The organism is Enterocloster sp. (assembly GCF_057861365.1).
Map to the genome: position 1 here is coordinate 349,355 of NZ_DBMACH010000001.1, position 21,109 is coordinate 370,463.

Sequence of the window (21,109 nt, forward strand, 5' to 3'; positions counted from 1 at the left end):
ATAAAAATGCGGCAGACTGTTTGTGTGGGTCTGCCGCATTCTTCATGCAGTGTGCCTGATGGCATGCTGTTTTATTATTTTACGATAACTGCCTGATCAGTTACTTCTACGGTCTTTCCATCCGCCAGTCCAACGATCTTTACAGAAGCAAAGCTGCCATTGATCTGATCGGCAGTCAGAACGGTCATGCCGGAAGCTGGCTGGGAATAATTGGTGAAATCAAGGATCAGGTCGCCGCCTGCATTTACAGTTCCGCCTACTGCGAGCATATCTTCAGGACCGCTGATCTTTAAGGTTAAATCACCCTCAGCGCCCTGTGTAAAGTCGCCCGAGATATTAAGCGCGCCGTTTACATTTTCTGTAATGGCTGCATGATTGTCTACAGAGCTGTATCCGAAGGCGTAAGGAGAGGCTGCGGTGAGCGTTCCTCCGTTTACATGGACGCCGCCGGTATAGCTGTTATTTCCCCACAGTTCCAGAGTGCCGGAGCCGTTTTTCGTAAGGCTTCCTTCTCCGTCGATGTCATTTTTCCACTGGTCAAAGGCATCAAAGCCGCCCTTGGAACTGTCCATGGTTACGGTTACGTCTGTATCAAAGGAGCCGTAGCCGTCGCCTGCTTCATAGAGGTTTAAGCGTCCCCAGCCCTCGGCGTCATCCAGAAATACATAGCCGGAGGGGAGGCCTGTGGAATACAGAACCCATCTGCGCTGGTCTGCATTCAGATAAGGGAATCTTGTTTCCAGAAGAACTTCTGCTCCCTTTGGAACACGCATAGGCTGTGTGGGATCACCGGTCTGAGGCATATTGTAGGTCATGCGTTCATTGTATCGGATGGCGTTTAATTCTTCATCATCATAGTAGGTTACTTCCTTGGCAGAAGGATTCTTAAGAAGGATTTCTTCTGCTTCTTTGCGTGCGTCTGCCTTTAACTGGGCATTGTCCGGATCATTTAAGGCTGCGGCTGCCAGGGCCATTGCCATGGTGCGTCCGCCCATTACGTCCATAGGGGAGTGCATGCCTGCGATGATGCGGTAATTCCCGATCTCAGAGGCGTTGGTGAGACACTCTTTAAACTGTTCCGGAATTGCATACGCCAGAGAAAGGGAAGCCAGATAACCGGCGTTTGTATGACCGCTTGGAAAACCGCCGTCCTCCATGGGATTTGAGGATACACAGGGCTTTAAAGCCGGTACGAGGGATACGTCGCTGCTCCAGCGGAAGGGGCGCATGTACTGAAAATAAACCTTGGCAGGATTGCCGCTGGCATGAGGGCCGCGGACTGTATTTACAAGCTCTACCATGCTGCCGAGAGAGGAGGTTTCATCGGCCCAGGCTCCATTTTCATTGCCCTTATCACTGTATTTTTTCGTTTCTGCATCAGCAGGGATGGCATCCGGCAGAGAGGTTTTCGCATTTGCCAGGTTTTTAAACGCGGTTTCATAGGAACCCAGTCCGTCCAGTGCGGACCAGTTCTGGTTCTGGCGGTCGGTGAGATAAGCCTGAACTTCCTGCTCCAGCGTGCGGTTCTGGGTCATGGTAATGCAGGTAAAGATATTCTGGTCCAGAAGACGCTTTCCGTCCTCGCCAAGCTTGGTTCCGTTATCCCAGCTGGATCCTGGCTCCCAGATGTTTAAGAAGGGGGAGAGAACCCCTACGACTGCATTAGACTCAGGGGACTGGTTTTCCATGGCATTTGTCTTGTAGGTATCTACAAAGTAGCCATGGGGGCCCGGAACTGGTTCGATGGCAGCTGGATCAGTGGCAGCCATAACTGGTGTGGCAGTCATTGCCAGCGCTGCTCCAAGAGCACCTGCCTGCTTGATGAATTTTGAACGTTTCATAGAAAAAAAATCCTCCTCGCGAATCAATTTTAAATTCATCATAACAAAGAAAAACAGACAAAGACTACTCATATTTTGCGTGTTTTGAGAAGGGGAATATGCATTTTATGCGTTTTGGTAATGCCGGGGTAAAATTACGGTAAAATTACTGTTGTTCATCTGGGGCCGTAGGACGGTAGGAGGAGTGGTGGGAAGTCAGCTTGTAGTCCGAGGGAGACATACCGCAGAACTTTCGGAATACCCGGTTGAACTGTGAAAAACTGGAAAAACCAGTGGATTCTGCTACCTGCGTAATACGCATAGGTGAATTGAGCAGGAGATACTGGGCATTTTTAATCCGTGTCAGCTGGATGTACTGTACCACCGTGTAGCCAGTGACATTTTTAAACTGGTGGGACAGATAGTAGGGACTGATGTAAAATGTCTCTGCCAGAGCGGCCAGAGAAATATCTTCCGTGTAGTGGGTATGGATATAGTTGGTAATAGTATAAATCTTTTCTTTCACACCGTTTTCCACGTTAGGAACGTAATGGTTTAGCCCCTGCATTTCATACAGGAGAAAGAGAAATTCCGTAAATTTGGTGTGTATCAGAAGATTGCGGATATTGACATTGGGCGTATCTTTGGCAATCATTACGATTTCATTGAGCTTCTGGTATAAACGGTTCTGTTCCTCTTTGTGAAAACGAAAAATGGGTACAGAGCTGTTAAAAACGGAAAGGATTTCCTTATAGCCGGAAGCACCGTAATTCATCTGTTTTGGCAGCATAAATCCAATGATGATACGATCGCTGGGCGGGCCGGGCAGATATTCGGACTGATGGAGCACCGATGGAGGGAGCAGCACCAGATCATTGGCAATGATATCATAGCGTTTTCCCTCTACGAAATGGTATGCCTTTGGGCTTAAGAGGATCATCAGTTCATAAAAGCTGTGAAAATGTGGAAAATCCATGTTGATAGCGTGACTTCGTTTATCGTAGTCAAAGTAATAAAAGGTAGAGTTTTCAATGGGTGTGGCTACCTCATTGATAATAATGGAAAAGCCTTCTTCGTAGAGAAGCGGAGAGTTGTGGTAGGTTTTCATAAGTGTGTTCCCCCTGAACATAGTAAACAGTTATATTTCATTCAGTAAAACACAGAAAAACAAAAAATGCAATACCCAAATATCATAAAGACAAAATTGAAATAGTTATTGCTTTAAAAAGCAGGTATACTGTAGTATAATGTTAAAAAATAATAATCATAGGAGACACCATAATGCAGATACCAGGCTATTTTGAGGATATGAATTATTTACATGTAAATACAGAGCCGGATCGGGCGTATTATATTCCAGCTTCTGGCAAAGGCTGTTACTTTCTGGATCGGGAGAAATCAGACAGGTTTCTCCTTTTAAGCGGTTCCTGGCAGTTTCAGTATTTTGAAAGCGTATACGATCTGCCGCAGGAGTTCTGGAAGGAGGGAGCAGGAAAGGGAAAAGAGGTGCAGGTTCCTGCCGTATGGCAGAGTTACGGCGTGGATGGAAACCAGTATATCAACACCCGGTATCCATTTCCCTTTGACCCGCCCTATGTGCCGAGGGAAAATCCCTGCGGGCTGTATGAACGAAGTTTTGAGTACAAATGCTGTCTCGATGCTCCGGAGGCATTTTTGAACTTTGAGGGTGTGGATTCCTGCTTTTATGTGTGGATCAACGGAATCTTTGTGGGATATTCCCAGGTATCCCATTCCACCAGTGAATTTCACATTACCCGGTATCTGAAAGAGGGTGAAAACCGCCTGACCGTACTGGTGTTAAAATGGTGTGACGGAAGTTATCTGGAGGATCAGGATAAATTACGTATGAGCGGCATTTTTCGTGATGTGTATGTGCTGAGACGTCCTAAGGAGGCAGTCCGCGATTACTTTATCCGTCCTTATATCCGGGAAAATGGGGCAGAGGTTTGTATGGAGCTGTCCTTTTATGGCAACAGCCGTCCTGATGGCCGGATCCGTGTGCTTGACCCGGAGGGAAAGGCAGTCTGGGAACAGAGCTGGAACGAAACAGCAGATAGGGATCAAATACGGTTTTATCTGGAAAACTGCCGTCTGTGGACCGCAGAAACGCCCTGGCTTTATACCGTTGAGATCCAGACCGAAAAGGAATGGATCACCGACCGATTTGGCATCCGTGAGATTTCTGTGGAAAACGGTGTTCTGTTTATCAACAAAACACCGGTAAAGTTCCACGGAGTGAACCGCCATGACAGTGACCCTGTTACTGGCTATGCCATAAGCAGACAGCAGATGGAACGGGATCTTAAGCTGATGAAGGAGCACAATGTAAATGCCGTCCGTACCAGCCATTATCCAAACAGTCCCCAGTATTACCACCTGTTTGACGAGATGGGTTTTTATGTAATGGATGAGGCGGACAACGAGAGTCACGGTACGGATAAGGTATTTAAAAAGGTGGATGACTGGGATACCCATGTAAAGAAGTGGAACCGTCCGATTGCAGATAATCCTGCATATACGGAGGCGGTTCTGGACCGTACAAGACGCTGTGTGGAACGGGATAAAAACCATGCCAGCGTACTGATGTGGTCCATGGGAAATGAAAGCGCCTACGGCTGTGCCTTTGAAGCAGCCATGGCCTGGACGAAGGAGAGAGACGATACCAGGCTGTGCCACTATGAGGGCGCCAGATATGTGCCGGATGTAAAGAAATATGATTTTTCCAATATGGATCTGTACAGCCGGATGTACCCGGATCAGGAGGAGATCATACGGTATTTTGAGGAGCAGGAAAGCCGTACGTTTTCTGAAAATCGTCCCTTTATGATGTGCGAATATGCGCACGCTATGGGAAACGGACCGGGAGACCTGGAGGATTATTTTGAATTGATCCACCGATATGATGGAATGTGTGGCGGCTTTATCTGGGAATGGTGCGATCATGCAGTAAAAACCGAATCAGGCTTTCTTTATGGCGGAGATTTTGGGGAAGAGCTTCATGACGGAAATTTCTGTGTGGACGGACTGGTGTCTCCGAACCGGATTCCACATCCGGGCTTAAGGGAATTTAAAAATGTATACCGCCCGGCCAGGATTCAGAGCGCAGATTGGGAAACGGGAGCGATTGTCTTTAAAAACTATATGGATTTTACAGACCTTAAGGACTATGTGTATCTGAAATGGGAAGCGGTTCAGGATGGGATCATCATAGAGGAAAGTATACAGAAGGAGCTGCCGTCCGTACTGCCTCATACGTGCGGTACGGTGTATTATACAGGGAAGCTCCCTGAAAATGGAAGCTGCTTTTTGAGAGTGAGATATCTGTTAAAATCTCCGGTTCCAGGACTTAAGGAAGGCTGGGAGCTTGGCTTTGATGAGATCCGGATGCCGGAGACTGCGGCTGGAAGGCAGGAGAAAGCTTTGGGATGTGAAAGCCGGCCTGCAGCCTGCTTCGGCGCACTCACACTGGAGCAGACAGAGCGTCGGATTACAGTAACCGGGGCGGATTTTACCTATGTGTATGATACCTTCTCAGGAGCTTTCTCCGGGATCAGAAAGGGAGAAAAGGAATACCTCATCCGTCCCATGGAGTACAATATCTGGCGTGCCCCAACGGATAATGACCGAAAAATCCGGCTGGAGTGGGAGAGAGCTGGCTATGACCGCACCAAGGTGCGTACCTATACCACAGAGGCTCGTTTGAGAGAAGACGGCTCTGCAGAGCTTGTGACAGAGCTGTCTCTGTCGGCCGTTCATATCCAGCGTATTTTAAATATAAAAGCCAGCTGGCTGATCCATAGGGATGGCTGTATCCAGGTGAAGCTGGATGTAAAAAAAGATATGGAATTCCCATTTCTGCCAAGATTCGGCCTGCGCCTGTTCCTAGATCAGAGTCTTGACCGGGTACGATACTGCGGAATGGGGCCGGATGAAAGCTATCCGGATAAGCATCAGGCGTCCTGGCACGGTATTTTCGAGGGAGATGTGCGCGCTATGCACAGGCCTTATCTGAAGCCTCAGGAGTATGGTTCCCACTGGGACTGCAGCTGGTGTGAGCTTTCAGGAGAAGAGATGAGCTTTCAGGCTTCATCGAAAGAAGGCTTTATGTTCCAGGCCTGCGAGTATACTCAGGAGGAACTGTCCGAAAAAGCACATGACTTTGAACTTAAGGAGGCAGGATGCACCGTTCTCTGCCTGGATCACAATCAGAGCGGCATCGGATCCGGAAGCTGCGGGCCTCAGCTGCTGGAAAAATATCAGTTCAATGAGCCTGAATTTTCCAGAACCTGGGTTATAACTCCGGGAAAGCGCAAAGAATAAACAGGAGAGAAAACAGAAAATGAAACGAACAAAGTGGATTGCATTTTTATGCTTTGCTTTTTTAATGGCAGGTCTTGGAGCAAATGACGCCCTTCGGGGGATCTTTGCCCCTGTGTTCCAGGAACGGTACGATTTAAACGGGAGCCAGCTTTCGTTGATCGTCACCATCAGTTATGTGGGAAATTTGCTGTTTTTAAGCATCGGAGGGAAGCTTCTGGATCTGTTTCCCAGAAAGAATGTGGCTGTGGCGGTAACGGCTGTCTGGGCGGGAGCAGTTGCCCTAAATCTGGTGTCCGACAGCTATATATGGATTCTGGTATCCATGTTTTTTGCTCTGGGAGCATCCACCCTTTTAAATACTACGGTCAATATATTGACTCCGGCGGTGTTCGCAGGATATGCGGGCCTTATGGTAAATGTGCTGTTTTTTATCCAGGGGATCGGTACCAGCGGAAGCCAGCTTCTGCTGGGAAGATACGCCTTCCACTATGCAGGATGGAAATGGATTAACGCTGCCCTTTTGGCAGTGGCCTTTCTGGTAATTGTCCTGTTTTTCTTTTTAAAGATCCCAAAACAGGGAGAGGAAAAGGAGCAGGAGAAGGAAATTTTTAAAAAAGAGCCGGATTCAAAGATATTCTGGATTTTTATTGCCATGATGGGCTGTTATTTTATTGGGGAACACGGCATCATGAACTGGCTGATGTCCTACTGTATCTCTGCATTTTCCATGGAAGCCTCCAGCGCTTCTGCAAGCCTGTCCCTGTTCTGGGGCGGCATGACGGCAGGACGTCTGATGTTTGCTCCCGTGGTTCAGAAAATGGGCGCGGTAAAGAGCATGAAGCTCTTTGGCGGCATCGGAACGGTGATGTTCTGCGCCGGCTGTATCCTGGGAGAGAGCGGCGTATGGGTTCTGGGAGCATCAGGCTTTGCGCTGGCGATTTTGTATCCCACCATGGTGCTTTTGATCCAGCAGATTTATCCGGTTCAGACCGCAGCCACCCGTACAGGCGTTATCATCAGTGCAGCTACGGTAGCAGATATTGTGTTTAATCTGCTCTTTGGCGCAGTTTCCTCCAAGTGGGGGTATGGCAGCAGCTTTATGATCCTTCCTGTGGCTATGGCTGTTTTTTATGGTTTGTATCTGAGGCTCGCAAGAAGTTTGAAAAGAAATTGAGGAAAAATGAAAATAGAAAAGGGAGAACGGGCAGATGGATGTAATGAGAAACAGAATACGGCCGATTTTAGACAGTTTGAGACAGTGGCGCTGCCGTTTCAGTGAAGAACTGACAGAGGTGGAAATCCGTCCGGGCGATTATCATTTTTCAGAGAAGCTGGATGCAGATCAGCTGAAAGACGGATGGATGTCTTTTGGAGCTTGTGAAACATGGGGAGGAAGGGACCGACATTTCTGGTTCAGGACAAAGGTTGTGATACGAAAGGAATGGGCGGGAAAAGAAGTACGGGTGACTCTGAACACGGGTGCAGATGATATATGGAATACAGATAATCCTCAGATTATGGCATATAAAAACGGGATTTTATCGGGAACCATGGATATGAACCATCAGGATTTGATCTTGGCAGAAGAGGCGGAGGAGGCAGAGGTTTTTGAACTGGTATTTTATGCCTATTCCAACAGTGAAAATTCGACAAACTTTTTCCATCTGAAAGCCGCTGTTTATGACAGGGAAATCGCAGATCTGTACTATGATTTAAAGGTTCCTTTTGAGGCGGCAGAGCTTTGTTTCGAGGAGGATCTGGATCGCATTGAGGCCATGAAATTTTTAAATACCGCCATTTCCGGTCTGGACTTGAGAAAGCCCGGTTCAGAGGAATTTTATCAGTCTGTAAGGGAAGTGCGGGAATATGTGAAAAAAAATTTGCCAGATATATGCCGCAGCAGTCGGGTAACCGTTCACTCCATTGGACATACCCACATTGATGTGGCGTGGAAATGGCCTTTGAGACAGACCAGGCAGAAGGCAGTCCGCAGCTTTCAAACGGTACTGAATCTGATGGAACAGTACCCGGAATATAAATTTATGTCCAGCCAGCCTCAGCTTTATGCGTTTGTAAAGGAGGAAGCTCCGGAGCTGTTTGAGAAGATCAAAGAAAAGATTCACGAGGGACGCTGGGAGGCAGAAGGAGGAATGTGGCTGGAACCGGACTGTAATCTGGCTTCCGGTGAGTCATTGATCCGCCATATTCTCTACGGAAAACGTTTTTTTGAAAAGGAACTGGGAGCTCAAAAACAGGAAGTGCTCTGGCTGCCTGATGTGTTCGGCTACAGTGCAGCCATGCCGCAGATCATGAAAAAATCAGGCCTTTCCTATTTTATGACAACAAAGCTTGGCTGGAATGAGTACAATGTATTTCCCTATGATACCTTTATGTGGAAGGGAATTGACGGAAGCCAGGTTCTGACCCATCTGATCACAACCAGAAATTATCTTCCCGGATGCAGTCTTAAGGATATGCCAAACGGAAGCACCACCTACAACGGACTTCAGAATCCCAGCCAGATTAAGGGAACCTGGCAGAGATACCAGAACAAGGAAACAAGCTGTGATGTTTTAACCTGCTACGGATATGGGGACGGAGGCGGAGGTCCTACAGAGGAAATGCTGGAGCAGAGCCGCAGAATGGAAAACGGCGTTGTGGGTGTACCCTGTGTACGTCAGACCTTTGTAAAAGACTTCTTCCATATTTTGGAAAACAAGATGGACCGAAACTGTCTTCCTTCCTGGAGCGGAGAATTGTATCTGGAATTTCATAGAGGAACATATACCTCTCAGGCAAAAAATAAGAAGTATAACCGGATCTGTGAATTTATGATGGCAGATGCAGAGTTTTATTCCGTTTTGGCAAATGGATTGGGAAATGGATATGAGTATCCTGAAAAAGAGCTGGAAAAGAACTGGAAGCTTTTGCTTTTAAACCAGTTTCACGACATTCTGCCCGGTTCATCCATAAAGGATGTGTATGAGGACTCAGCTGTCCAGTATGAAGAAATCCTCAGATCAGCCGGAAGAATTGCAGAAGGGGCAGGAAAAGCCATTTTGTCCTCATTAAAGGAAAATGGAAATAATAAAGAGGGATTGGCTGTCTTTAATCCATTAAGCTTTCGCCGGACTTCTGCAGCAGAGCTTTCGGCAGAAGAGGCCCGATGGGCAGAAAATGGTCTGAAAGGGGGTTGTCCGGAGGGAATGATCATACAGAGAACAGGGGAAGGCGGTATGCTGATTCTGGTAAAGGATGCTCCTTCCAAAGGCCTTGGAGTATATGAAAACAGTGTATTCGATATACAGGCAGAGGAGCCGGTGATCCGCAGTCTTGTAACCGATGAACGGGGCTGGCCCATCAGTCTGGATACACCCTTTTTCCATATGGAATTTGACCCACAGGGAGAGATCAGCTGCATACGGGATCTGAGAGAATCCAGAGAGCTGTTAAAAAAAGGTGCTGTGGGAAATGAGCTTATTGTATATGAGGACCGTCCCATGGAGTTTGATGCCTGGAATATTGACGCTGGATACAGAGAAAAGAAATGGAAATTCGGAGGGGTTACGGAGTTTTACCTGGAAGAAAACGGGCCTGTGAGAGGCAGCCTTTTGATCCGCCGTCATTTTCTGGATTCTGTTTTAGAGCAGAGGATCTGTTTTTATTCCCATACCGCCAGGATCGATTTTAAGACAAAGGCAGACTGGAGAGAGAGCCAGCTTCTTTTAAGAACTTCGTTCCCCCTTGATATACAGAGCAATGAGGCAGATTTTGAGATTCAGTTTGGAAATGTGAAGCGTCCGGTTCATCAAAATACGACCTGGGATCAGGCACGTTTTGAGGTATGCGCCCATAAGTGGATGGATCTGTCCGAGTATGGGTACGGAGCCGCTGTTTTAAATGACTGTAAATATGGATGTGACATCCATGATTCCGTCATGAGCCTGACTCTGATCAAATCCGGAATTTTCCCGGATCCCCAGGCAGATCAGGGACTGCATGAGTTTACATATTCCCTCTATCCCCACAGGGGAGATTTCAGAAGAGGACGAGTGATTCAGGAGGCGTACGACTTAAATTGTCCTCTGACCGTACAGAAACAGAGCGGAATCAAAAAGGGAGAATGGTCCTTCCTTCAGATTTCCGAGGAAAATATTTTTGCAGATACAGTAAAGAAGGCAGAAGAGGGCGATGACCTGATCATTCGGCTGTATGAGGCATATGGAATGCGTACCAGGGTACATCTGGTATTTCCGTTATTTTCTGATTTTGATGCGGCAGTCTGTGATCTGATGGAGCAGACGGATCAAAAGACACAGTCCTTTGTTTCAGAGACAGAACTGGTGCAGAAGGGACAGACTCTGGAGTTTGAGATGAAGCCATATGAAATTTTCTCTATTCGCCTTACACCAAAGTGCTGCAGGTAAAACCAGGATTATAAGAGCAAAGATAGAACTAAAAAGCAATATATACAATATTATATATCAAAAAAGGCAAAAACAGTGTTGAAATTGATGGATTAAAATGATACTATGGGTTTATCAAAAGCAGTTACGAGGAAATGCAAAAACAAGAAGTATTAAGGAGGACATTATTATGAAGAAGAAAGCAGCAAGAGCATTGGCAGGCGTTCTTACCTTGTCTATGGCAGCAGCGCTGACAGCCTGCGGCGGTTCTGATTCCGCAAAAAAAGGAGGAGAGACAGCAGCGGCAGCAGAAAGTTCAGGCCCTATCACAGGACAGACTCTTTCTGTTATGCTTTCTGAGGAGCCGGGAGAGCAGGATGCTCTTGGAAACGTTTTAAACCATTGGGCGGAGGAAAGCGGGAACACGATCAAAAAGATCATTATTTCCCATGATGATATGAGAAGCAAGTTCCCGGCTATGGCTAAGAATAAAGACCTTCCGGACATTGTTTCCACTACTTTCCTTCATCAGATCTATCCGGATGAGTTCGTAAACATGGAAGATGTGGTTGATCTTTCCAAATTTAACCAGTCTGCGCTGAATATCGTAGGCAAGTCCTATTCTTCCGACGCGATTACAGGTATTACAGAGCAGTTTACAACGACCTGTGTCTTCTATAATAAGGATGCTTTTGCTGCAGCAGGCATTGAAGCTCCTACACCGGAAAATCCATGGACCTGGGAGCAGCTGTATGAGAATGCCGCAGTGCTTCAGGAAAAGGGCGGCGTAAAGTATGGCTTTGCAGCTGACGTATCAAGAGCACGTTACGATATCATGATGTATGCAAACGGCGGTTCTCTGGTAGAAAAGGATGGGGACAGCTTTAAGGTAACCGTAAACAGCCCTGAAAACATTGCAACCCTGGAGCGTTTTGTGCAGGCGAACAACGAAGTAATGCCAAAGGCAATCTGGGCAGGCGGCACCACAGATAACCCGGTTGAGTACTTCAAGAACGGAGATGCAGCGATCCTGTTATCCGGTTCCTGGAACTACAACACCTTCACAAATGAAATTTCCAAGTTTGATTTCGGCGTAATGCCTTCTCCAAAGGGAAGCGAGTGCCAGTCTTCCATCATCGGCGGCGCAGCTCTTGCAATTCCTCAGAACGGAAAGAATTCGGAGCTGGCAAAGCAGTTCGTACAGTGGCTGTTTGAAGAGGAACACTACAAGGAGTACCTGCAGCTTCACAAGGGTCTGTCTGTTATGAACGATGTTGCTTATGAGCCTGAGACTGACAAGGCAAAGGAAGACTTTGCGCTGATGCAGGGCGAGACCGCTTATGTAACCGATACATTTATGACAGATGAGAGTTCTTCCTGGAGAAATTACAAGGATAATGAGTACAGAGATGCATTAAAGCGCGCTGTATCCGGAGAGATCACAGCAAAAGAGGCTCTGGACGGATTTGCAAAGCAGCTGTCTGAGGCTTCCAACTGGAGTATGGCATACTAATTATACCAGACGAAAAACGGTCCATTCTTTTTTGGGGAATGGGCTGTTTTTTTGTTGCAGAGAGGATGGATTGCTGGTAGAATAAAAAAGCAAAAACCTGCGCATAAAGCAAAATATGCGATATTATTATACCTAAAAGACAAAATAAATGTAGAAATTGACTTATCAAAGTGTTAAGATAAATCCAGAAAGTGATGGAAGCGAGGAACGCCTTCCGATGAAAGGAGCGAGAGGATGAAATACACAGCAGCAGATATTGACCGTTACATTGATCTGTATCTTAACAGCTTTGAAAAGGTTCTTTACGAAGAGGATTCCCAGTTTATGGAGGGGATGAAGACACGGAGTCTGGCCGGCGATGATATCAGGCGGTATCAGTTTTGGGAGTGGACTCAGGGCGTAGGCCTTTATGGAGTATGGAAACTCTACAAGGAGACGAAAGATGAGAGATATATGAATATCCTGACCTCTTATTATGAGAGGCAGTTAAAAATCGGGCTTCCTTCCAAGAATGTAAATACGGTGACGCCTCTTTTAGCCATGTCTTTTGTGGCAGAGGAAACAGACAACGAGCGATACATGGAGGTCTGCCGGGAATGGGCAGCATGGATCTATGCAGATTTTCCAAGGACAAAAGAGGGAGGCCTTCAGCATATTACTTCAGATACCTTAAATGAGGGTGAACTGTGGGATGACACATTATTTATGACGGTTCTGTTCCTGGCAAATATGGGCCGGATCCTGGGAGAAAAGAAATATCAGGATGAGGCAGAATATCAGTTCCTGCTTCATATCAAATATCTCACGGACCGCAAAACAGGCCTCTGGTATCACGGCTGGTCCTTTAAGGAAAAGAGCCATTTTGCAGCAGCCTTCTGGGGCAGAGGAAACTGCTGGATCACAGCGGCGATCCCGGAGTTTTTAGATCTTTGTCCCTGCAGTCCAAGCGTGGAAAAGTTCTTAAAAGAAACCTGGAAGCGCCAGGCAGAAGCTCTGATCCAGTATCAGGAGCCTACAGGAATGTGGCATACGCTCATTGATGATAAGACCTCTTATGTAGAGTCCAGTGCTACCTGTGGATTTGCGTATGGCATTTTAAAGGGGGCTGAACTGGGACTGGCAGAAACAGACTGGGTGGAAGCTGCTCTTAAGGCTCTTGAACCCATTATGGAATACACCGATGAGACCGGCGTTGTAAACCAGGTATCCTACGGAACACCTATGGGACGTGAAACAAAGGATTTCTACAAAGAGATTGAGCTTAAGCCAATGCCATACGGACAGGCTCTGGCCATGCTTTTCTTTATGGAATGCAGGAAGCATATAAGTGATTTTTAAGGAAGGATCAAGGAGGAAATCGATATGAAAAAGAGTAGAAGGCAGTCATTCTGCCATACGCACAGCTTTTGGCTGTTCGTACTTCCATCGCTGGCATTATTTGCAGTATTTTTCTTGGTGCCTCTGGTTTTAAGCATCTGGTTTTCATTCACTAATTATGATGGTTGGAAGACCATGGATGTAATTGGTTTAAAGAACTATACGGATATTTTAAAGGATGGAGATTTTTATAAGACAGTAGGACGGACTCTTTTATATACAGTCTGCAACCTGCCCTTTAAGATTGCTATTCCCCTGCTTTTAGCAGCACTTGTTACCTCCAGATTGGTAAAGGGAAAGACACTGATGCGTACCCTGATCTACATCCCGGTTCTTTTATCGGCTCTGGTAGCAGGTATTACAATTAACTGGATGTTCGGACAGGAATACGGTCTGATCAATTTTATTTTACAGAAAATGGGAATCGATCCTCTTCAGTGGTCTTTAAATCCCATTTTGGCAACAGTGGTGATCAGTGTGGCATCCAACTGGATTTCAGCAGGATACTATATGCTTTTATATGTAGGCGGTATCAATAATATCAACCGGGAGCTGTATGAGGCAGCAAGTGTAGACGGTGCAAAGAAGATCCAGGCATTTACCAATATCACACTTCCCCTTCTGATGCCCACTACTTTTATCGTACTCCTTCTTTCTACCGTATCTCTTTTAAAGGAATACGCGCTGGTACAGGGTATTTCTCTTGGAGGACCCGGCTCCTCGACTACATATATGGTACAGTACATTTTTGATCAGGGCTTTAATCAGTATAAGTACGGATACGCTTCCGCAGCAGGCATTCTTATCAGCCTTCTGTTTATCGTGATCGCAGTGATACAGTTTAAAGCAACCCAAGGCGGAGGTGAAGTATAATGGAAGGATCAGCAAAGCGCAAAGTAGAAACCATCTGTATGACCGTTTTAGGACTGGCAGTAGCAGGACTCATGGTTTTCCCGATCATCTGGCTGGGATTCAGCTCATTTAAGCCTTCTTCCGAGCTGTTTGCCTATCCCTTACATCTTTTCCCGCAGGCTCCTACCGGTGAATCCTATATCAGCGTAGTGGCAGACGGATTTTTTAACTATGTAAAAAACAGTCTCTTTCTGGCAGTGGTAGGTACCGTGATCACTGTTGTGATCAGTGCCATGTGCGGCTATGCTCTTGCCATCTACCGCAAGGAGATCCCCTATGTGAATAAGGTATTTGCCGTATTCCTGTTAGGAACCTTGATCCCCGGAGAGATCCTGACCATCGCACAGTTTACCGTAGTCAGTGAAATGGGGCTTTACAATAATATCTGGGGCTGCATCCTTCCGGTTGTAACCACCACAACAGGTATTTTCATGTACAGACAGCACTATATGTCCATTCCCTTGGAGCTTGCAGAGTCTGCAAGACTGGACGGCGCTTCCGAGTTTCGGATTTTCCGCTCCATCATGCTTCCCCTGGGATCTTCAGTTACCATTACATTGACGATCTTCTCCTTTATGTGGCGTTGGAATGATTATATTCTGCCTCTGATGGTGCTTTCCGATCAGGAAAATTTTACCATCCAGATCGCGATCAAGAGCTATATCGGAACCATGGGTGTGGACTGGAACTCCATTTTGGCAGCTTCTATTTTATCTATCCTTCCTATTATCGTTATTTTCATTATCTTACAGCGTTATATCACCGGCGGCCTGGCTGCCAGCGGTGTAAAGGGCTAAAAACGGAGGCTTATAATGGAACGTTATATGGCGCATCTGCTGAAGGGAGCAGAATACAGAACAAGACAGTTTATGGGAAGTCAGGTGAAAAATCCTGCCTCCCTGCAGTACGGAGGGATCAAAGGAGATATCTGGGAGGCAAAGCCGACGATCTATGCCCTGGCTTCTGCCCTGGCTGTGTATTTCCATGAGGACAGCTGCTTTTATAAGAGTAAGGAGCTGTATCAGGCAGTGGATCTGGCCCTTGATTTTATTGCCAGAACCCAGAGAGAGGACGGAAGCTTTGACTATCCCTCCTGCAACTTTAAATCAGCAGCAGATACTTCCTTCTGTTTCAAACGGCTGATTGCAGCCTACCGTCTTCTGGTAAAATATGGGAATCCCGCTGATGAGGCTATTACAGTTTTAAAGGAAAAGTATTTAACCATTATGCATAAGGCTCTGGATGCAATCCGTGAGGGGGGCTTTCATACGCCGAACCATCGATGGGGGATCGCAGCGGCTCTTCTTCAGGGCTCCAATCTCTTTGCCGCAGAAAAAGAGTTTGCCGCAGGGCTTAAAAACCGGGCAGAACAGTATCTGGCAGAGGGCATTGACGGAGACGAGGACGGAGAGTATGCGGAGCGGTCCACGGGAAATTATAATGCAGTGGTAAACAATGCCATGATGGCCATGTATCAGGAAACAGGTGACGAGGCATTTTTAGGCTATGTGGAGCGCAACCTTTCCATGATGCTGACCTACATGGATCCGGACGATACCATTTTTACCCAGAATTCTACCAGACAGGATCAGGGAAAGTTGGAATATGCGGATAAATATTTTTACCAGTATCTCTATATGTGCAGCAGAGAGAAAAATCCTGCCTTTGACGGGGCTGCCCACAAGATTATAAAGGACAATATGGAGCGCGGAGATCTGGCTCCCGACTGTCTGCACATTGTGATGAACCATGATGAAATGATGGGATATCATTTTGAGGAATACGGATTTTTGGAGGAATACCGCAAGTTTTTCCGCCATGCAGGCGTACTCCGGGTAAGAAAGCCCTCTTATACTTATACTGTGTTAAACGGAAAGAGTGCATTTTTGTATTTCAAATCCAAAGGAACCACACTCTGCGTAAAAATTGGAGAGAGCTGCTGTGACATCCGCAATTTCATTCCTCAGACCATAGAGGAGCTGCCCGATGGCTGCCGCCTGGAGGCGGAGGCACAGAGCTGGTATTATCTGCCCTTTAAGGAAAAGCAGGATACCTCTGACTGGTGGAAAATGGATCAGAGCAAGCGGGAAAAGCTTATCAGCAGCCGGTTAAAGACAACTCTTGAGATCCGGGAAAAGGAGCAGGGTCTGGAGCTTAACTTAAAGGCAGAGGGCCTGGATCGTCTTCCCTTACGGCTGGAAATCTGTATTCCGGCAGGCGTTTCCATCGAGCATCCGGCCTTTGCACTGGAGGCAGGTGCCGGAGAGAGCATGATATTAAAGGATGGGTATCTGGAAATTCATGACGGTTTAACAACCGTGGAGATCGGCCCCGGTTTTGGAGAGCACTCTTTTAAGGGGCATTATTCAGGAGAAGAGATTAACAGCGCCGGTTATACGGTGTATGCAAACGGCTATACCCCTCTTGAAAAGCATTTCTCCCTTATGGTAAAATAAACCAGATCATAATCTATGAATACATAAAGGGGAAACAATATGCTGAGAATCGGAATTGATCTTGGGGGAACAAAAATCGCTGCCGGACTGGTAGATGAAAACAGAGTGCTGGGGCCGTCCATTCAGGAACCCACGGGCCTGCCAAGGCCTGCCGGAGAGCTGGCAGAGGCTATTTACCATCTGGCATACCGGCTTTTAAAGGAACAGGGACTTACCTTTCAGGATGTGGAAAGTGTGGGGATCGGCATTCCGGGAACGGTAAATAAGGAAACGGACTGTATCGAGTATGCCAATAACTTTGGTTTTGAAAACGTTCCTTTTCTTAAAATGTTAAAGGAGCTTTTCCCATGCCCGGTTTATGGGGAAAATGACGCCAAGGCAGCCGCCTGGGGCGAATATCTGGCCGGTGCGGGACGGGGAAGCCGTTCCATGACAGCCGTAACCCTGGGAACCGGAGTCGGCGGAGGCATTATTTTAAATGGAAAGATTTTAGAAGGCCACAATGGGGCAGCCGGAGAGCTGGGCCATATGGTGATCCATCAGAATGGACGCCCCTGTACCTGCGGGCGGAGAGGCTGTCTGGAGGCCTATGCTTCTGCTACCGCTCTGGTGAGCCGTGCAAAGGAGGCAATGGAGCATTGTGAAACATCTATGCTTTGGAACCTTTGCGGAAGAAATCTCTCAGAAGTAAATGGCAGGATCATCTTTGAGGCTTCTAAAAAAGGAGATCCGACGGCCTGTGAGGTATTGGACAGTTTTACAGAGGATTTATCGGACGGAATTGCCAATATCATCAATATCCTTCAGCCGGAGGTGCTTTGCATCGGCGGAGGCTTAAGCGGAGCCGGGGAAGCCCTCCTTGCTCCTGTAAGGGAGAAAACAGCTCCGAAGATTTATTCCAGAGCTTCAGAGAAAAACACCCGTATCGTGTTAGCAGAGCTTGGAAATGGGGCAGGCATCATAGGAGCGGCCTGCTTAAATGAGCAGATGAGCAAAAACTAAGGAAAAATTTTGACATATGATGAAAAGCTGATATAATAGCTTTGACCCGTACACGGCCCTGTTTACATACCGTTTTAAGGTTGTAAACAGGGCTGCTGTTATATATGGCAGTGCCTGAAAAGGCCTGACAGGGAAGCCGGACCTAGAAGAAGCAGAGCCGACAGCTTCTTAAAAAACGGCGCAGCCCCCGCTACTGTACTGAAGGACGAAGTCTTTAGATATGTCACTGGCATAAAAGCTGGGAAGGCAAAGACGGAGGATGAATTTAAGCCAGGAGACCTGCTGCCATGAGAGGATGCATAAAATGCATACGGGATCATATACTTTCGGAGGGAAAGAACATGAAACAGAAAAAACTGGTAAAAACAGTGATCCTTGTCCTGAGTGCTGCCATGATAGGCGGCTGTGGTGCACAGGGAAGCAATCAGGGTGATTCTCAGGCAGTACAGGAAACGAGTGCAGCCGTTTCAGAATCCCAGAGCAGCTCTGACGGAGCTTATGAGCCTGTAACCATTGTAAATGGAGAACGGGAAATCACATTTACAAAGATGCCGCAAAAGGTACTTTGTGCGAATCTTTATGCAGCAGAAAATATGGTTATGCTGGGGTTGGGAGACCGTGTAGTTGGACGTATTGCTCCGGCGAATCCGGCAGAGCGCCCTCTTCCGGAGTTGGAGGACGAATTTGCTGCGATTCCGGAGGTGGAGAAATCCCATGAAAATGCAGTGGCTTTAGGAACGGATCTTGTGATTGGTCAGGTAAGTGCTTTTAAGGAATCTGCCTGGGGAAGCTATGACCAGTTAGAAAGCAAGGGAATCCAGTGTCTTACAATTACAGGTACGATTGTACCGGATGAAACGGTAGAACATATTTATACAGATATAGAAAATCTGGGAAAAATATTTAAGGTAGAGGACCGGGCGGAAGAACTGATAGAGGATATCCGTTCTCAGATTGAAGAGACACAAAAAGCAGTTTCTTCTGTACCGGAGAATGAAAAACCGAAGGTATTTGTTCTTGATACATTTAAGGGAAATGAAATTTACACAACCTCAAAGGGACTGCAGAGCAACCTGATTGAGCTGGCGGGAGGGATCAACTGTACCCGTAATATGGATGAAGCCAGATGGTTCAATACAAGTGTGGAAACGCTGGTGGAAACGAATCCCGACTGGATTATCATCAATGATTATGGCGCTCAGACGGTAGATGAGAAGAAAGAATTTTTAGATACGAATCCGGCTTTATCCGAGATTCCGGCAGTAAAAAATAAAAAGTATCTTGTGATTCCGCTGGTGGAAGTAATGCAGGATGTACGGGCTGCCAAAGCCTGCCGTACATTTGCTGAAACCTTCCATCCGGAATGTTTCCAGTAGGACGGCAGGGAAAGAGGGGGAGACAGCGCCTCCTCTTTCCTGTGCTGACAATGGTTCTTTTAGGATCTGTTCTGTGGACGATTCATATCGGATCTACAGAGATTCCGATAAAGGAAGTTTTTGAGATCTGTATGGATCAGTTTTTTTACGGAGGAGAAGGTTTAAAGGCAGGAAAATGGTCCGTACCTCATTTTCAGATTGTATGGAATATCCGGCTGCCCAGAGTTCTGTTCGGTCTTCTTTGCGGAGCAGGTCTTTCTGTCTGCGGAGCGGCTATGCAGGCTCTGGTGCTGAATCCTGTTGGCGATCCTTATATTCTGGGGATTTCATCAGGAGCATCTGCAGGAGCTGCCTGTGCGCTTTTGCTTCCGATTTCACTACTTTCCGGTCCCTTTCAGACGACTGCGGCGGCTTTTTTGGGCGCGCTTTTATCTGCCGGCACTGTTTATTTTATGGCGAAAACGGCAGGGGGAGGAATGATACGGCCTGTGCCCCTTATTTTGTCGGGAACGGCTGTCAATGCGGTGATGAGCGCAGTAACCAGTTTTGTTATTTTTCTGGCAAAAAGCCCGGAGAGTATTGCTGCTGTATATAACTGGCAGATGGGAAGCATCGCGGCGGCACAGTGGAAAAATCTTGCTCTTCCGGCAGCTGGCGTTTTATCTGGAACAGTGATATTTACTGTTTGCAGCCGTTATTTTGATATGATGATGATGGGAGATGAGGATGCGGCCGCTCTGGGATTATCTGTAAAGCATTTCCGTTCTCTGATGTTTGGGTTCTGCTCGATTGTAGTGGCATCGCTGGTGTCTGTTACGGGAATTATCGGTTTTGTGGGACTCGTGGTACCTCATATGGCCCGTATTCTTTCCGGAACCAGCACGAACCGGGTGATTATACCTTTAAGTGCTCTGGGAGGAGGGATTTATCTGATCTGGGCAGATGCTCTGGCCAGAAGTCTTTTTGGCGCTGCTGAACTGCCCCTTGGTATTGTAACAGCTTTTGCAGGAGCGCCTTTCTTTTTATACCTTATGATACGAAATGGATATGGGGGTGGAAATACATGATACTTCGTTTTGATGGAATCCACGTGCGTATTGGTGGAAAAGAGATTGTAAAAGGGGCAGATCTGTGTACAGAGGAAGGAAGGGTCACAGGAATTATAGGACCCAACGGATGCGGAAAGTCCACCCTGATAAAAACAGCGATGGGACTGATAAAGCCAGCGGAGGGTAAGGTTTTTATCGGAGAATGGGAAGCGGCATCTCTTTCTCACAGGAAACTGGCGTCTCTGATCGGCTATGTAGGTCAGGAAGCAGGCTGCGTATTTGATTTTTCTGTGTGGGATGTGGTATCTATGGCAATGTATGCCAGATCTGAAAACAGAGACAGAAAGCGGCCGGCAGAATCGAAAACTGCACAGACAGTGGTTTCAGAGGCATTAGATGAGCTGGGAATTCTGCATTTAAAGGACAGAAGTATCCTTTCGCTGTCTGGCGGGGAGCGGAAAATGGTATTTATTGCCAGAGCCATTGCACAGGGAGCAGAGACGCTGATCCTGGATGAACCGACCAATCATCTGGATATCTGTCATCAGCTGTTTCTTATGGAATACCTCAGACAGTGCAAAAGGACGGTTCTGATAGTACTTCATGATCTGCGTCTGGCCTCCCATTATTGTCAGAAGGTATGTCTGATGAAGGATGGGAGAATTCTGGAGGCTGGCGATCCTCTGAATGTGCTGAATTCTGCTCGGACCCGTGAGGTCTTTGGAATAGAAGGAGAAGCCCATATGACAGCGAACGGTGAGAGGGATTTCAGGCTGTTTGATGGGAGTGCTCCGTTAATAAGGCGTTAAAATTGCAGTAAGGTTCCTTTTTGACCGCTGGAACATTTGATGGCTTTT

14 protein-coding genes and 1 riboswitch are annotated in these 21,109 nt (G+C 46.9%); of the genes, 12 read left to right on the forward strand and 2 right to left on the reverse strand.

The annotated features are described in order from the left end of the window. Nucleotides 1–74: 74 nt before the first annotated feature. Entirely contained in the window at nucleotides 75–1,841 is a 1,767-nt protein-coding gene (locus tag ACZM6M_RS01765) for an acid phosphatase (RefSeq protein WP_337933949.1), read from the reverse strand. A 145-nt stretch (nucleotides 1,842–1,986) separates the two neighbouring features. Next, nucleotides 1,987–2,928 carry an AraC family transcriptional regulator gene (locus tag ACZM6M_RS01770; RefSeq protein WP_081422911.1) on the reverse strand — a complete coding sequence of 314 codons (942 nt, stop codon included), beginning with the start codon at nucleotides 2,926–2,928 and terminating at the stop codon, nucleotides 1,987–1,989. A 173-nt stretch (nucleotides 2,929–3,101) separates the two neighbouring features. Here ACZM6M_RS01770 and ACZM6M_RS01775 point away from each other — a divergent pair, with 173 nt between their 5' ends. The 12 genes from ACZM6M_RS01775 (at nucleotide 3,102) to ACZM6M_RS01830 (ending at nucleotide 21,061) form a co-directional block, all read left to right on the forward strand. Continuing rightward, nucleotides 3,102–6,161, forward strand: coding sequence for a glycoside hydrolase family 2 TIM barrel-domain containing protein (locus ACZM6M_RS01775; RefSeq protein ID WP_489489446.1), 3,060 nt, complete (start codon nucleotides 3,102–3,104; stop codon nucleotides 6,159–6,161). A gap of 19 nt (nucleotides 6,162–6,180) precedes the next feature. Beyond that, complete coding sequence (locus tag ACZM6M_RS01780) at nucleotides 6,181–7,335, forward strand: MFS transporter (RefSeq protein ID WP_337933944.1); 1,155 nt, start codon at nucleotides 6,181–6,183, stop codon at nucleotides 7,333–7,335. 34 nt (nucleotides 7,336–7,369) lie between these two features. Beyond that, nucleotides 7,370–10,588, forward strand: coding sequence for an alpha-mannosidase (locus tag ACZM6M_RS01785; RefSeq protein ID WP_489489448.1), 3,219 nt, complete (start codon nucleotides 7,370–7,372; stop codon nucleotides 10,586–10,588). 169 nt (nucleotides 10,589–10,757) lie between these two features. Next, nucleotides 10,758–12,080, forward strand: coding sequence for an ABC transporter substrate-binding protein (locus ACZM6M_RS01790; protein ID WP_066546664.1), 1,323 nt, complete (start codon nucleotides 10,758–10,760; stop codon nucleotides 12,078–12,080). Between the two features lie 234 nt (nucleotides 12,081–12,314). Continuing rightward, the gene (bglB, locus tag ACZM6M_RS01795) at nucleotides 12,315–13,418 is read left to right on the forward strand and encodes a beta-galactosidase BglB (protein WP_066546667.1); all 1,104 of its coding nucleotides are present in this window, start codon (nucleotides 12,315–12,317) and stop codon (nucleotides 13,416–13,418) included. A 24-nt stretch (nucleotides 13,419–13,442) separates the two neighbouring features. Beyond that, nucleotides 13,443–14,330 carry a carbohydrate ABC transporter permease gene (locus ACZM6M_RS01800; RefSeq protein WP_066546670.1) on the forward strand — a complete coding sequence of 296 codons (888 nt, stop codon included), beginning with the start codon at nucleotides 13,443–13,445 and terminating at the stop codon, nucleotides 14,328–14,330. Beyond that, nucleotides 14,330–15,166 carry a carbohydrate ABC transporter permease gene (locus tag ACZM6M_RS01805; RefSeq protein ID WP_066546680.1) on the forward strand — a complete coding sequence of 279 codons (837 nt, stop codon included), beginning with the start codon at nucleotides 14,330–14,332 and terminating at the stop codon, nucleotides 15,164–15,166. Before ACZM6M_RS01800 ends, ACZM6M_RS01805 begins: the two co-directional genes overlap by 1 nt. Nucleotides 15,167–15,181: 15 nt before the next feature. Further along, the gene (locus ACZM6M_RS01810) at nucleotides 15,182–16,825 is read left to right on the forward strand and encodes a hypothetical protein (RefSeq protein ID WP_418496608.1); all 1,644 of its coding nucleotides are present in this window, start codon (nucleotides 15,182–15,184) and stop codon (nucleotides 16,823–16,825) included. A gap of 39 nt (nucleotides 16,826–16,864) precedes the next feature. Then, complete coding sequence (locus ACZM6M_RS01815) at nucleotides 16,865–17,827, forward strand: ROK family protein (RefSeq protein ID WP_337433407.1); 963 nt, start codon at nucleotides 16,865–16,867, stop codon at nucleotides 17,825–17,827. Between the two features lie 91 nt (nucleotides 17,828–17,918). Next, a riboswitch (cobalamin riboswitch) is annotated at nucleotides 17,919–18,128 on the forward strand. A 40-nt stretch (nucleotides 18,129–18,168) separates the two neighbouring features. Next, the gene (locus ACZM6M_RS01820) at nucleotides 18,169–19,203 is read left to right on the forward strand and encodes an ABC transporter substrate-binding protein (RefSeq protein WP_296035242.1); all 1,035 of its coding nucleotides are present in this window, start codon (nucleotides 18,169–18,171) and stop codon (nucleotides 19,201–19,203) included. Nucleotides 19,204–19,253: 50 nt separating this feature from the next. Then, nucleotides 19,254–20,270 (forward strand): FecCD family ABC transporter permease, encoded by a 1,017-nt coding sequence (locus ACZM6M_RS01825; protein ID WP_317439153.1) that lies wholly within the window; start codon nucleotides 19,254–19,256, stop codon nucleotides 20,268–20,270. Beyond that, a complete protein-coding gene (locus ACZM6M_RS01830) occupies nucleotides 20,267–21,061 on the forward strand; it encodes an ABC transporter ATP-binding protein (protein WP_296035247.1) in 795 nt (264 codons plus the stop codon). Before ACZM6M_RS01825 ends, ACZM6M_RS01830 begins: the two co-directional genes overlap by 4 nt. Nucleotides 21,062–21,109 lie beyond the last annotated feature (48 nt).